The 12,705-nt window shown below is 65.2% G+C and carries 11 protein-coding genes; 4 read left to right on the top strand and 7 right to left on the bottom strand.

From position 1 onward, the window contains the following. Positions 1–13: 13 nt before the first annotated feature. Positions 14–1,336: a replication-associated recombination protein A gene (locus U9J33_RS16955; RefSeq protein ID WP_054439556.1), complete on the bottom strand. Its 1,323-nt coding sequence runs from the start codon at positions 1,334–1,336 to the stop codon at positions 14–16. A 92-nt stretch (positions 1,337–1,428) separates the two neighbouring features. On the opposite strand from U9J33_RS16955, the gene U9J33_RS16950 reads away from it, so the two are divergent. Next, a complete protein-coding gene (locus tag U9J33_RS16950) occupies positions 1,429–1,866 on the top strand; it encodes a hypothetical protein (protein WP_054439557.1) in 438 nt (145 codons plus the stop codon). A gap of 18 nt (positions 1,867–1,884) precedes the next feature. Here the strand turns inward: U9J33_RS16950 and U9J33_RS16945 are convergent, their stop codons facing one another. The 3 genes from U9J33_RS16945 to U9J33_RS16935 form a co-directional block, all read right to left on the bottom strand. Next, a complete protein-coding gene (locus U9J33_RS16945; protein ID WP_185998940.1) occupies positions 1,885–3,036 on the bottom strand; it encodes a glycosyltransferase family 4 protein in 1,152 nt (383 codons plus the stop codon). Between the two features lie 111 nt (positions 3,037–3,147). Beyond that, a complete protein-coding gene (locus U9J33_RS16940) occupies positions 3,148–3,657 on the bottom strand; it encodes a hypothetical protein (protein ID WP_054439558.1) in 510 nt (169 codons plus the stop codon). A 233-nt stretch (positions 3,658–3,890) separates the two neighbouring features. After that, the gene (locus U9J33_RS16935) at positions 3,891–4,271 is read right to left on the bottom strand and encodes a hypothetical protein (protein WP_324696904.1); all 381 of its coding nucleotides are present in this window, start codon (positions 4,269–4,271) and stop codon (positions 3,891–3,893) included. Positions 4,272–4,545: 274 nt separating this feature from the next. Between U9J33_RS16935 and U9J33_RS16930 the strand changes: the two genes are divergently transcribed. Beyond that, positions 4,546–5,421 carry an outer membrane protein gene (locus U9J33_RS16930; RefSeq protein WP_054439561.1) on the top strand — a complete coding sequence of 292 codons (876 nt, stop codon included), beginning with the start codon at positions 4,546–4,548 and terminating at the stop codon, positions 5,419–5,421. 125 nt (positions 5,422–5,546) lie between these two features. Here the strand turns inward: U9J33_RS16930 and typA are convergent, their stop codons facing one another. Continuing rightward, the gene (gene typA, locus U9J33_RS16925) at positions 5,547–7,376 is read right to left on the bottom strand and encodes a translational GTPase TypA (protein WP_054439562.1); all 1,830 of its coding nucleotides are present in this window, start codon (positions 7,374–7,376) and stop codon (positions 5,547–5,549) included. A gap of 616 nt (positions 7,377–7,992) precedes the next feature. On the opposite strand from typA, the gene U9J33_RS16920 reads away from it, so the two are divergent. Then, positions 7,993–8,475 carry an RDD family protein gene (locus tag U9J33_RS16920; RefSeq protein WP_054439564.1) on the top strand — a complete coding sequence of 161 codons (483 nt, stop codon included), beginning with the start codon at positions 7,993–7,995 and terminating at the stop codon, positions 8,473–8,475. 27 nt (positions 8,476–8,502) lie between these two features. Here U9J33_RS16920 and U9J33_RS16915 read toward each other — a convergent pair whose 3' ends face one another. Both U9J33_RS16915 and U9J33_RS16910 read right to left on the bottom strand, forming a co-directional pair. After that, positions 8,503–11,031, bottom strand: a complete 2,529-nt coding sequence (locus U9J33_RS16915; protein WP_324696899.1) for an ABC transporter permease — start codon at positions 11,029–11,031, stop codon at positions 8,503–8,505. Beyond that, positions 11,024–11,761, bottom strand: a complete 738-nt coding sequence (locus U9J33_RS16910) for an ABC transporter ATP-binding protein (protein ID WP_324699078.1) — start codon at positions 11,759–11,761, stop codon at positions 11,024–11,026. The genes U9J33_RS16915 and U9J33_RS16910 overlap by 8 nt, the downstream gene beginning before the upstream one ends. Before the next feature lie 37 nt (positions 11,762–11,798). On the opposite strand from U9J33_RS16910, the gene U9J33_RS16905 reads away from it, so the two are divergent. Further along, positions 11,799–12,530: an arylesterase gene (locus U9J33_RS16905; RefSeq protein WP_420719848.1), complete on the top strand. Its 732-nt coding sequence runs from the start codon at positions 11,799–11,801 to the stop codon at positions 12,528–12,530. The last annotated feature ends 175 nt before the right edge of the window (positions 12,531–12,705 follow it).

Raw genomic sequence — 12,705 nt, 5'->3', positions numbered from 1 at the left:
GCATGAGTTTGCCCTATTCCGCGCGGCGTTCGGCGCGCTTTCGGTCCCACCATTCCAGGCGCTTGAGGATTTCCCGTTCGAACCCGCGTTCCACCGGCTGGTAATAGGTCTGCGGTGCCATGTCTTCGGGCCAGTAGTCGTCGCCCGAAAAACCGTCAGGCGCGTCATGGTCGTAGGCATAGTCCTTGCCGTAGCCGATGTCCTTCATCAGCTTGGTCGGCGCGTTGAGGATATTGGCGGGCGGGGCGAGGGAGCCGGTTTCGCGGGCGCTCTTGAACGAGGATTTGAACGCGGTGTAGGCCGCGTTCGATTTCGGCGCCGTGGCGAGGTAGAGGCAGGCCTGCACGATCGCCAGTTCGCCTTCGGGAGAGCCGAGGAATTCGTAGGCATCCTTGGCCGCAAGGCATTGGACCAGCGCCTGCGGATCGGCCAGTCCCACGTCCTCGCTGGCGAAGCGCACGAGGCGGCGCAGCACGTAAAGAGGCTCTTCGCCCGCCGTCAGCATTCGCGCCATGTAGTAGAGCGCGGCTTGCGGATCGGAGCCGCGCAGCGACTTGTGAAGCGCGGAGATGAGGTTGTAGTGCCCGTCCCGGTCCTTGTCGTAAACCGCCACGCGGCGTTGCAGGAACTGGCCCAGTCCGGCCGGATCGAGCGGCTCGGGGATTTTCGCGGAATAGAGCGTCTCGGCCTGGTTGAGCAGGAAGCGTCCGTCCCCGTCGGCCGATGCCACCAGCGCGGCACGCGCATCGCCATCGAGCGGAAGCGCGCCTTCGAGCGCTTCGCCTTTGTCGAGCAATGCACCGAGCGCCTCGGGGCCGAGCCGGTGCAGGATCAGCACTTGCGCGCGGCTGAGCAGCGCGGCGTTGAGTGCGAAGCTGGGGTTCTCCGTCGTGGCGCCGACAAGAGTGACGGTCCCGCGCTCGACGAACGGAAGAAAGCCGTCCTGCTGGGCGCGGTTGAAGCGGTGGATCTCGTCCACGAACAGCAGCGTGCGCTGGCCGGCCCGCGCGGCGAGATCCGCTTCGGCGAATGCCTTCTTGAGGTCTGCCACGCCCGAAAATACCGCGGAGACGGCGGTGAAGCGCATGCCCACCGCATCGGCGAGCAGGCGTGCGATGCTGGTCTTCCCGGTGCCGGGCGGACCCCAGAGGATCATCGAGGACAGGCGGCCCGCCGCGACCATGCGGCCGATCGGTCCTTCCGGCCCGGTCAGGTGTTCCTGTCCCACGACGTCGGCAAGCGTGCGCGGCCGCAGGCGGTCGGCGAGCGGGGCATCCTCGCGCGGGGCGTCAGGCGCGGGGGAGGGCGGAAGATCGTCGGCGAAAAGGTCGGCCATGGGAGCTATCTAGCGATTATGGCGCGCAATTGCATCGGTTCGGCGGCAGGAGTAGCCTGCCTGTCCATAAAACGGGACGAAAGGGACGGGAGATGATCGGATCCACGCGCGTCAGGGCGCCTTGGCAGTTGTGGGTGGTAGGCCTCGTCTCGCTGCTGTGGAATGCCTTCGGCTGTACCGATTTCGCCATGACCGTGACGCGCAACCCGCAGTGGATGGCGCCTCTATCGCCGGAGATGATCGACTGGCTGGACGCCGCGCCGACCTGGACCGTGGTGACCTGGGCGCTCGGTGTCTGGGGTGGGCTGGCGGGATCGCTGCTCCTGCTGCTGCGTTCGCGCTGGGCCGTCGCGGCCTTCACGATCTCGCTGCTCGGGCTTGCGGTGAACCAGCTCTATCCCTTCCTATCCGACGTGCCCGACATGATGAAGGGCGCCGGCAGCATTGCGCTGACGGCGACCATCTGGGCCGTGGCGGTGTTCCTGCTCTGGTATGCCGTCAGGATGCGGACGCGCCGGGTACTGGCCTGACGGGCGCGCGGGGGCCGGTCAGCGCTTCGTACGCTGCCGGATCAGGCGGACATACGTATCGGCGACGGCCTGGTTGATGCGGTCCCAGCTGAATTCGAGAGCGCGGGCTTCGCCGGCCAGGCCGTGGCTTTCGCGCAGGGCAGGGCTTTCGATATAGGCCTTGAGCGCTTCGGCGAACTGGTGGATCGCGCCGGGCGGGATCAACCTGCCGGAAGCGTGATCGCTGACCAGGCTCTGGCTGCCGGTTGCGGCGGCGGCCACGACCGGCAGGCGGCAGGCCATGGCTTCCAGCGTGACATTGCCGAAGGTTTCGGTGACCGAGGGGTTGAACAGCATGTCCATGCCGGCGACCGCGCGGGCGAGGTCCGTGCCTTGCTGGAAACCGACGAAGGCAGCCTGCGGAAGGCGTGCCTCGAACCATTCGCGGGCAGGGCCTTCGCCGACCACGAGAACCCGGTGCGCGACGTTGCGGCGGCGCAGGTCGTCAAGCGTGTCGGAAAACACGTCGAGACCCTTTTCCATGACAAGCCGGCCGAGGAAGCCGACCACGACCTCATGATCGGCAATGCCGTGGCTGCGACGCCACGCCATGTCCCGCCGGTCGGGGTTGAAGATCTCGCGATCGACCCCGCGTGACCAGATCGACACGTCGTAGTTCATGCGCTGCTCGCGCAGGAGCTGCGCCATCGATTCCGAAGGCGCCACCAGGGCGTCGCAGCGGCGGTAGAAGCGGCGCAGGATCGCCTCGATCAGCGGCTCGCCCCAGGCCATGTTGTAATAGCGAAGATAGGTCTCGAAACGCGTGTGCACCGATGCGAGTACGGGCAGCTTGCGGTTGCGGGCCCAGGTCACGGCCTGATGGCCAACCGGATCGGGCGACGAGACATGGACTATGTTCGGCGCGAATTCCTTGAGATCGCGCCGCGCCTTGCCGGCTATCGACAAGGGCATCCGGTATTCCGAACGCGTTGGGATAGGCATCGCGCGGATGCCGACGAGATCTCCGGTCGGTTCGAATGCGGGATTGTCGACGACGGGCGCGTAGACGCGAACTTGCGCGCCCTGGCGCAGAAGGTAGCCGACGAGGCGATTCAGCGCCTGGTTCGCTCCGTCACGGACATAGTTGTAGTTGCCCGAAAAAAGGGCAATTCGCAGGTCGGCGGTTTCCATGGTGGGCAGCCCCATAGCCTCCCTCGCTGCAATTGGCGAGTGGACTTCACGGATGCGTGTGGGAACCTGCGGAAAACCGCCGACTGCGTTCATTGCCTTGGGGACGGTCGCCTAGCGGCGCCAATCCCTGCGGCGATCGTCCCGGCGCCGGTCATCCCTGCGCCAGTCCCGCCGGCGATCGTCCCGCCAGCCATCCCGGCCGCGATCCCAGCGGCGATCGTGGCCCCAGCCACGACGATCGTCCCGCCAGCCGCGACGGTCGTCCCGCCAGCGGTCCCGGCCGGCCCAACGGTCGCGGTAGTAGGGGGCATAGTACCGGTCGTAGTAGCGATCGCGGTAGTAGCGGTTGGGCGCGCCCTCATAATAATAGTAATAGCCCGGCCGATCGCGCACGGTAACGTAGCGACGGGAATCGTAATAGCCGCGATCGTAATAGCGACCATCATCCCGGTCGGCGAGCGCCGCCCCGAGAGCCAGGCCGATGATTCCGGCGCCGATGGCCACGGCAGCATCGTTGCCGCCCCGATCGTAGTAATCGCGCGCCATCGCGGGCGCCGATGCGGTCAGGGCCGATGCCGCAAGGGCGGTGGCCAGACCCAGGGTCTTCCAAGTCAGTTTCATGATATCGCACTCCTTTCCGGGCCAACCAAGTTACGGCGGAATCAGCGGGCACGTTGGATTGTCAGGATCGCCTGGGGGCACTGAACTAGGGGTGAACTTTCCGTTCAGTACAGGACGAGGCGAGACGCGCTTTCGCCGGGATGCAAACGAAAGACGCCCGGCCAGGAGGAATGGCCGGGCGTCTCTGGCAGGCGGCGAGGGGTATTGTCCGCCTGCCTCGGTGGCTCGTGGGATCAGTAGCCGCGGCGGTAGTCGCCACGGTCATGGTCGTAGCCCCGGCGATAATCGCCGCGCTGGTTGCGATAGTAATCGTCACGGCTGTGGCGCCCGCCATCGCGGTCCCAGTACCAGCCGTCGCGATATTCCCAGCCGCTGCCGTAGCTGGGGGTATAGGCATAGCTGCTGTCGTAATAGCGATCGCGATCGCGGTCATGATCGTTGCTGTTCGAGGCGATGATCGCGCCGAGAGCCAGACCGATCACGCCCGCGCCGATGGCGACGGCTGCGGTATTGTCGTTGCCGCGATGATAGTCGCGGGCCATCGCCGGAGTGGCGCCGGCAAGCGCGGTGGCGGCAAGAGCGGCGGTAATGGTCGCGTTACGGAAGAAGGTCATTGGTCGAAACTCCTTGCGGGGAAGGTGCTCCGGAGGGGCCGGGGTCTCATCCCTTGTTGAGTTTCTTCTACGCCCCCGCTTCTGAACCGGATCGAAGCAGGTTCAGCAGAATTCGTTCAGGTTTGTACGAGTTTGTATGAACCTGGCACACCTTTTCCGGTCGGCGTTTTCGGCCTGCCCCATCCTGCTCCTCGGCTCGGCGCAAGACCGGCAACTAAAGCGGCGCTCCAGTCTTCGGGGAAGGCAAGACACGAATAGTGACAGGGATATTATCATGAAAACGCTACGCTTTCTCACGTCGGCGGTGAGCCTCGCCGCTGCCGCCGCGGCTCTGCCCGCCATGGCGCAAGAGGATGCCGCCGCGCCGATGGCGACTGACACGCCCGCACGCAACAGCCATTTCGACGGTCCTTACATCCAGGCCTTCGGCGGTCTTTCCGCTCGTGGAAACGATCGCGGCGACAGTCTGCGTTTCGATACCGATGGCGATGGCCGCTACGACAACACCGTGAATACGGCGGGCGGCGCCAATGCGTTCAGTCCGGGCTTCTGCAATGGCCGTGCGCGCGGCGCCACTCCGGCGGATGGGTGCCGCAGTGACAAGGACGGTGCGGAGTACGGCGTCCGTTTCGGATATGACAAGCGCATGGGCAACTTCGTGCTCGGCGGCCTGGTCGAGGGCGTCAAGAGCGAAGCAAAGGACGCGACCTCCGGCTTCAGCACGACGCCGGCGAGCTACTCGATCCAGCGCAAGCTCGACTACGGTGTCTCCGGTCGTCTGCGGGCAGGCTATACGCCCGGCGGCGGGGCGCTGTTCTATGTGACCGGCGGCGGCGGGATGGCCAAGATCGACCATCAGTTCCAGACCACCAATGAAGTGAATTCGTTCGATCCGCAGCGCAACAACAAGATGGTCTGGGGTTGGCAGGCCGGCGGTGGCGGCGAGATCATGGTCGCCCGCAATGTCAGCCTCGGCCTCGAATATCTCTACAATCGCTACAACGACAACAAGTACAATGTCGAAGTGGGTCCGGGCACTGCCCCGGCAACCAATCCATTCCTGATCGATTCGGGCTCGACCCGGATCAAGGGTTCGGACAAGAACTTCGACTATCACTCGCTCCGCGCGACCCTGGGTTTCCAGTTCTGACCATCTGACAAGATTGGGAGAGAGCCGAAAACGGCAACGGGCGGCAACCTTGCGGTTGTCGCCCGTCATGTTTCCGGATCCGGCTTTCAGATCCTGTCCGATCCCGGCGCCAGGGCGCCGAGAGATCAGGCGTCCTTCTTGCGGCTCTGCTTCTTGCGCTCGTTCGGGTCGAGGTAGGCCTTGCGCAGACGGATCGACTGTGGGGTCACTTCGACCATTTCATCGTCGTCGATGTAAGCGATCGCCTGCTCCAGCGTCATGACGCGGGGCGGGGTGAGGCGGATGGCGTCGTCCTTGCCGGTCGAACGGAAGTTCGTCAGCTGCTTCGACTTCATCGGGTTCACTTCGAGATCGTCGGGCTTGGCGTTTTCGCCGATGATCATGCCTTCGTAGATCTTTTCCTGCGGCTTCACGAACAGGATGCCGCGATCTTCGAGGCTGTTCAGCGCGTAGCCCACGGCCTCACCGGTGCCGTTCGAGATCAGCACGCCGTTCTGGCGGCCTTCGATCGGACCCTTGTGGCTGTCGTACTTCTCGAACAGGCGGTTCATGATGCCGGTGCCGCGGGTGTCCGAGAGGAACTCGCCGTGGTAGCCGATCAGGCCGCGCGAAGGAGCCGAGAAGGTGATGCGGGTCTTGCCGGCGCCCGAAGGGCGCATGTCGGTAAGCTCGGCCTTGCGGCGCTGCATCTTCTCGACGACCGTGCCCGAGAATTCGTCGTCCACGTCGATCACGACGGTTTCGTACGGTTCGGTGCGGCCACCCTTCTCGTCCTTGCCGAACAGCACGCGCGGACGGCTGATGCCCAGCTCGAAGCCTTCGCGGCGCATCGTTTCGATCACGACGCCCAGCTGAAGTTCGCCGCGACCGGCCACTTCGAAGCTGTCGCGGTCGGCCGATTCGGTGACGCGGATGGCGACGTTGGTTTCCGCTTCGCGCATCAGGCGGTCGCGGATCATGCGGCTGGTGACCTTGTCGCCTTCACGGCCCGCGAGCGGCGAGTCGTTGACGGCAAAGCGCATCGCCAGGGTCGGCGGATCGATCGGCTGCGCCTGGATCGCGGTGGAAACCGAAGGATCGGCGATGGTGTTCGACACGGTGGCCTTTTCGAGGCCGGCCAGCGCGATGATGTCACCGGCGCGGGCTTCTTCCACGGGAACGCGGTCAAGGCCACGGAACGACAGCACCTTGGTGGCGCGGCCGACTTCGATGACCTTGCCGTCCATGTCGATGGCGCGGATCGGATCGTTGACCTTCAGCGTGCCCGACTGGACGCGGCCGGTGAGGACGCGGCCCATGAAGTTGTCGCGATCAAGCAGGGTGGCTAGGAACGAGAACGGCGCGTCCTGATCGAGGTCAGGGGCCGGAACGTGCTCGACGATCTTTTCGAACAGCGGGGTCAGGTTGCCTTCGCGGGCATCCGGATCGTAGCTGGCGTAGCCGTTGCGGCCCGAAGCGTAGAGGGTCGGGAAGTCGAGCTGTTCGTCGTTGGCGTCGAGGCTGACGAAGAGGTCGAACACTTCGTCCAGCACTTCGGCGTGACGGCCGTCGGGACGGTCGATCTTGTTGACGACGACGATCGGCTTCAGGCCGAGGCCGAGCGCCTTGCCGGTGACGAACTTCGTCTGCGGCATCGCGCCTTCCGACGAGTCCACCAGCAGGACGACGCCGTCGACCATCGAGAGGATGCGTTCCACTTCGGCGCCGAAGTCGGCGTGGCCGGGGGTGTCGACGATGTTGATGCGGTAGCCGTTCCACTCGATCGAAGTCGGCTTCGCAAGGATGGTGATCCCGCGTTCCTTTTCGAGGTCGTTCGAGTCCATCGCACGTTCTTCGATGCGCTGGTTGTCACGGAAGGTGCCGGACTGGCGGAAAAGCTGGTCGACGAGGGTGGTCTTGCCATGGTCGACGTGCGCAATGATCGCAATATTGCGCAAGGGAAGCGGGGCTGACATGCAGTGCCTATCGGTTCGAGGAGTTGGCCAGCAGCGCATGCTGCGCCGCAAAATTGGCGCGCCCTTACCTGATATGCGCGTTTGCGGCAAGCGCTGAGCCGATGCGCGCAACCGTTGCCTGTCTGCCACAGCTGCCCGGAAGACCTGCCGGAACCCTTTTGAGTGATTGTTCAGGCCGCACAAATCGCCTAATGTCCTCCCTGTAATCAAGGCGAGACGGCGCTAACAAAAAAAGTGCCGCCGCATGGAGAGAGGAATGCCGAGGCTCCCCCACACAGGGCGTTTCGCCAGACCTGGTTGAACAAGAATCCAGTCGTGCCTTCTGGGCGCGGCGGCGCGTTGCCGGCTAAAGCTCGGAACGCGAAAGCGCGGACCTGAGCGGCAGGGAGGAGACGCAAGGGATCGCAAACTCAGCCAGGGGCGCCGGGCTTTGCCTGAGCGCCCCTTTTCCTGTGGCATCTGCCCGGATCGGCTGAAGCGGTCTTTTCGGCAGGTAAACGTGTCATAACATTTGCAATTTTGGCTTCGTCATCGCGGTTTCGATGGCTACGCTGTTTCAGGGCGGCCGTGTCTTGCGGTCGGCAAACATCGTGCTTCGAGCAAGGGGATAGCGAAGATGGTGCCATACGGTGGATTCTGGTGGCGGGTTCTCGCCTACTTCATCGATTATTTCATCGTGAACATAGGCATCGGGATTCTCGGCATGTTTACCGGCTTCGGGATCGGTTCGATCATGAGCGGGGGCGCGAACGCCGACATGGCAGCGGGGCTTTCCATGCTGCTGGGGGCCGGCCTCGGGCTCGTCTGTTCCTGGCTTTACTTCGCGGTTCTCGAAAGCTCGCCCTGGCAGGCGACTGTCGGCAAGCTGGCGGTGGGTGTGATCGTTACCGACATGCACGGAAACCGCATCAGCTTCCTGCGCGCGACGGGGCGCTATTTCGGCAAGATCCTGTCGGGGCTGCTCTTGGCGATCGGCTTTATCATGGTGGCCTTCACCGAGCGCAAGCAGGGTCTGCACGACGTGCTGGCAAGCACGCTCGTCTATCGGACCCGCGATCCGCACGAAGTCCGCCAGATCGAAAACAGCGTTTTCGCCTGAACGCTCAATCTGCCGCTGGGGAGGGCTCTACAACTCCCGTAGAGCCCTTGCGGGTTTCGCCCGCAGCAGCGGCAGCGAACCGGCCAGGGCAAAGCTCACGATCAGCACCAGTCCGGCGCCGAGCACGGCCAGGATGCGCGGCCAGTCCGGCAGCCACTCGAATTCGAAGAGCTTGACGATGACCGCCCAGGCCATGGCGCTTCCCGTGGCCAGCGCGATGACTGCCAGCACCCCGGCGATCAGTCCGTATTCGGTGATTTGCAGGAGCAGGAGCTGCCCCCGGCTCGCGCCCAGTACGCGCAGGATCACGTTGTCGTAAGTCCGGCTGGCGCGGGCGGCGGCGATGGCGCCAAGCAGCACGGCCAATCCCGCCAGCACGGCAACCGAAGCGGCGGCGAGAATGGCCAGCGTCATCTGGTCGAGCAGGTCGCGGGCATCGCGCAGCAGGGTTCCGGTCTCGATCACCGAACTGGAGGGGAATGCGCGGACGAGCATGGGCAACAGGCCTGCCGTGGCCTTGCCGCGCGGAAGCTCGATGGTGGCGGCAAGGTTGTGCGGCGCATCGGCGATGGCATTGGGCGAAAACACGAGGACGAAGTTGAAGCCCAGCGTATCCCAGTCGATCCGGCGCAGTGCGGCGATCCGGGCAGTGCGCTCCACGCCGAGCAGGCCGACGGTCACATAGTCGCCGACTTTGAGGCCCACGGTCTGGGCGAATTTTTCATCGACGGAAACCAGCGGCTCGCCGCGGTGGATCTCGGGCCACCACTTGCCGGACGTGACGGTGCTGCCTTCGGGCACGCCGACCGAATATGTCAGGCCGCGCTCGCCCTTCAGTGCCCAGGCATCTTCGGGAATTTCCTTCAGGTCGGCCACGCGGGTCATGTGATCCCTGGGGCCATAGGCGAGGATGCGGCCGCGCAGGTTTGGAACCATGCGGACAACCGCTCCGGGGACCTCGGCCTTGACCGTGTCGCGAAATGCCCCGGCCTTGTCCTTCGGAACGTCAAGCACGAAGAAGTCCGGCGCCCGGGCGGGGACGGTCCTGCGGATATTTGCGTCGAGGCTGGTTTGGACGGCAGCGATCAGCACGAAAGCGGAGAGACCGAAGCCCAGCGCGGTGACGAGGGCGCCGGTCTGGGCTCCCGGGCGGTGAAGATTGGCGAGCCCTGCGCGCAGCATCGGGTTGCGAGGCCGGGGCATGCGGGCCGCAAGAGTGCGGATGCCGGTGCCGATCAGTGCCAGCAGTCCGAGCAGGGCGGCTGCTCCGGCAAGGAACCCGAGCGTTACCAGCGGCTGCGCGGCATTGAGCAGCGCCAGCGCGACGATGGCGCAAAGGCCGAGGCATACCGGCAGCAGCCACGCCTTGGAATTGCCTGCAAGTGGAGAGACCCGCGCCCGCATGAGCGCCATCGCCGGAAAGCTGCGTGCCCGCGCAAGCGGCGGGGCAGCGAATACCAGCGCCACCAGCAGGCCATAGGCCATTGCCGTCAGCAATGCTGCGGGCGATATGGTGAAGCCGGTATCGACGGGCAGCAATGCGCCCAATGCCTGTGCCAGCAGCGGCGTTACCAGAACGCCCGCGAGCAGCCCGGCAAGGCTCCCGGCCAGCGCGGCCGCGCCGACCTGAAGCACGTAGATTCTTGCGATGTCGCCGCTGGTCGCGCCCAGCACCTTGAGCGTCGCGATCGAGGTGCGACGGGCTTCGAGATAGGAGGATACACCGCCGCCGATCCCGATTCCCGCGATCGCCAGCGCTGCGAGGCCGACGAGCGCGAGGAACTGGCCCATCCGGCTGACGAAGCGCTGGGTGGATGGCGATGCGGCGTTACGGGTGCGGGTTTCGAAGGCATCGTCTCCGAACTGCTTTGCCAGCGCATCGATCACGATTTCCGGGTCCCGCTGCGGATCGGCGAAGCGGACGCGCGTGGCGCTGCGGTACATCGCGCCTGCCGTGGTCAGCCCCGCGCGTTCGGGAAGATCGAGCGCGGAGATCGCCGAATCGCCCAGTGCGAAGCCTTCGGACAGCTTTTCGGGGTCGCTGGCGATGATGCCGCCGATCCGCTGGTCTACCCCGCCGAGCGATATCCTGTCGCCGGTCCGCGCGCCGAGCCTTGCGGCGGTTCCTTCGGAAAGCCAGACGCTGCCGCGGGGCGGCGCGCCGACCTTGCGGCCGTCCTGAAGCTCCAGCCGGCCATAGAGCGGCCAGTTGGTGTCCACGGCCTTGAGCGCGACAGGTGCCGTCAATTCGCCCTTGCGGGCGATGGCCTGCAGGCGCAGCCCCGGCGAAACCTTGCCGTAGCGGGCAAGTGCCTTGATCTCCTCCTGGGACAGACTGCGCTGCCAGGTCCTGAGTTCGATGTCGCCGCCGAGAACTTCCCTGCCCCGCGTCGTCAATTCGCGGTCGATGGAGCCGGTCAGGGTGCCGATGGCGGCGATCGCGCCGACGCCCAGGAACAGGCAGACCAGCAGAAGCCGCAGGCCCCTGAAGCGGGCGGAAAGATCGCGACGGGCGAGTGTCCATGCCGTTCGCCACGGCAGCGCGCGGTCAGGCAAGGACGGAATCCGTGCCGCGGGCTGCAAGCGTGTCTCTCGCGATCCTGCCGTCAGCCAGTGCCACCACCCGTTCGCAATGTCCGGCAAGGCCTTCGTCATGCGTGATGATGAGCAGGGTCGCTCCCGTCTCGGCGCGGCGGGCGAAGAGCAGGTCGATGATCGTGGCGCCGGTCGCCGCGTCGAGATTGCCGGTCGGTTCGTCCGCGAAGACCAGCGAAGGGCGGGGCGCCAGGGCGCGGGCAATGGCGACACGCTGTTGCTCGCCACCGGAAAGCTGGGCCGGGTAGTGCGAAAGACGGTGGCCGAGGCCGACCGCGACGAGTTCTGCCTCGGCTCGCTCGCGCGGATGGTCCAGCCCGGCAAGTTCGAGGGGAGTCGCCACGTTTTCGAGCGCGGTCATGGTGGGGAGAAGGTGGAAGGCCTGGAGCACGACGCCGATCCGCCCCCGCCTGGCGCGGGCCAGCGCGTCCTCGTCCATCGCCGCGAAATCCTGTCCGGCGATGCTCAGCGAACCGGAACTCGCCCGCTCCAGACCGGACAGCACCGCCATCAGCGAAGACTTGCCGGAACCTGAAGGCCCGAGCAGCGCCAGTGTCTGTCCTTGCGGGACGACGAGGTCGATGCCCTTGAGGATTTCGACCGCGCTTTCGCCGCTGCCGAGGGTGAGGCGCAGGTCCTGCGCACGAATTGAAGGGGCGGGGGGCTGGGAAGGATCGCTCACCTGCACCATATGGGTGGGCAAAGCCCCGTAGTTCAAGGAGAAAGCCTTGCGCGCTCACGCGAAAGTCCTGCTCGTCCCGTCGCTTCTGCTGCCGTTCCTGCTCAGCGCCTGCGACAAGGCGGCGCCTCCCGTGCCCGAGCAGACACGGAGCGCGGTCGATACGTCGCCCTCGATTCCCGTGATGGGACCGGAGCGACCGATCCTCGCCTTCGGGGATTCGCTGCTGGCGGGTTATGGCCTGGATGACGGCGAAAGCTACCCGGACCGGCTCGAACAGGCCCTTCGCGCACGGGGCGTGAACGCGAAGATCGCCAATGCGGGGGTTTCGGGAGACACGACGGCGGCCGGGCTGGAACGGCTCGATTTCACGCTGAAGAGCCAGTCTCCCAAACCGGAACTCGCGATCGTCAGCCTTGGCGGCAACGACATGCTGCGTTCGCTTCCTCCGGCAGAGACGCGCAGGAACCTCGAAGAAATCCTCAAGCGGTTGAAGGGGGACGGCATCCGCATCGTTCTGCTCGGGATGATGGCCGCACCGAACCTGGGCAAGGACTATGCGGCGAACTTCAATCCGATCTATCCGCAACTCGCACAGAAGTATGGCGCGGTTCTGGTGCCGTTCTTCCTTCAGCCGGTGATCGACAAGCCGGACCTCATGCAGAAGGACCATGTCCACCCGACCGCGATCGGCATCGATGCCATCGTCACCGCCACGGTGGACGACGTGGCGGACGCGCTTCCGAAGACTGCGGAGGCAAGTGCCGACCCTAGGTCGTAAACTCATAAACGGAACCATCGAGGCGCCCAAATGGCGAACGGCTTCGGCCCGAGATGGAAGCCATTTGGGCGTCCCTTCGGGATTTACCTTGCGGTGAACTACGTTTGACCAAAATGGCCCAGCGCCGCGTCAGGAAGGATTGAAATATCGACATATTCCAGCGCCTTCCCTTCTG

The sequence above is a fragment of the Novosphingobium sp. RL4 genome (assembly GCF_035658495.1).
GTDB lineage: Bacteria > Pseudomonadota > Alphaproteobacteria > Sphingomonadales > Sphingomonadaceae > Novosphingobium.
This window is presented reverse-complemented; position numbering and strand designations above follow the sequence as displayed.

Excerpts from the sequence above, each read along its gene's own strand:
- typA (WP_054439562.1), bottom strand. The coding sequence starts at position 7,376 with ATGTCAGCCCCGCTTCCCTTGCGCAATATTGCGATCATTGCGCACGTC.
- U9J33_RS16930 (WP_054439561.1), top strand. The coding sequence starts at position 4,546 with ATGAAAACGCTACGCTTTCTCACGTCGGCGGTGAGCCTCGCCGCTGCC.
- U9J33_RS16935 (WP_324696904.1), bottom strand. The coding sequence starts at position 4,271 with ATGACCTTCTTCCGTAACGCGACCATTACCGCCGCTCTTGCCGCCACC.
- U9J33_RS16920 (WP_054439564.1), top strand. The coding sequence starts at position 7,993 with ATGGTGCCATACGGTGGATTCTGGTGGCGGGTTCTCGCCTACTTCATC.
- U9J33_RS16950 (WP_054439557.1), top strand. The coding sequence starts at position 1,429 with ATGATCGGATCCACGCGCGTCAGGGCGCCTTGGCAGTTGTGGGTGGTA.
- U9J33_RS16910 (WP_324699078.1), bottom strand. The coding sequence starts at position 11,761 with ATGGTGCAGGTGAGCGATCCTTCCCAGCCCCCCGCCCCTTCAATTCGT.
- U9J33_RS16940 (WP_054439558.1), bottom strand. The coding sequence starts at position 3,657 with ATGAAACTGACTTGGAAGACCCTGGGTCTGGCCACCGCCCTTGCGGCA.
- U9J33_RS16945 (WP_185998940.1), bottom strand. The coding sequence starts at position 3,036 with ATGGAAACCGCCGACCTGCGAATTGCCCTTTTTTCGGGCAACTACAAC.
- U9J33_RS16955 (WP_054439556.1), bottom strand. The coding sequence starts at position 1,336 with ATGGCCGACCTTTTCGCCGACGATCTTCCGCCCTCCCCCGCGCCTGAC.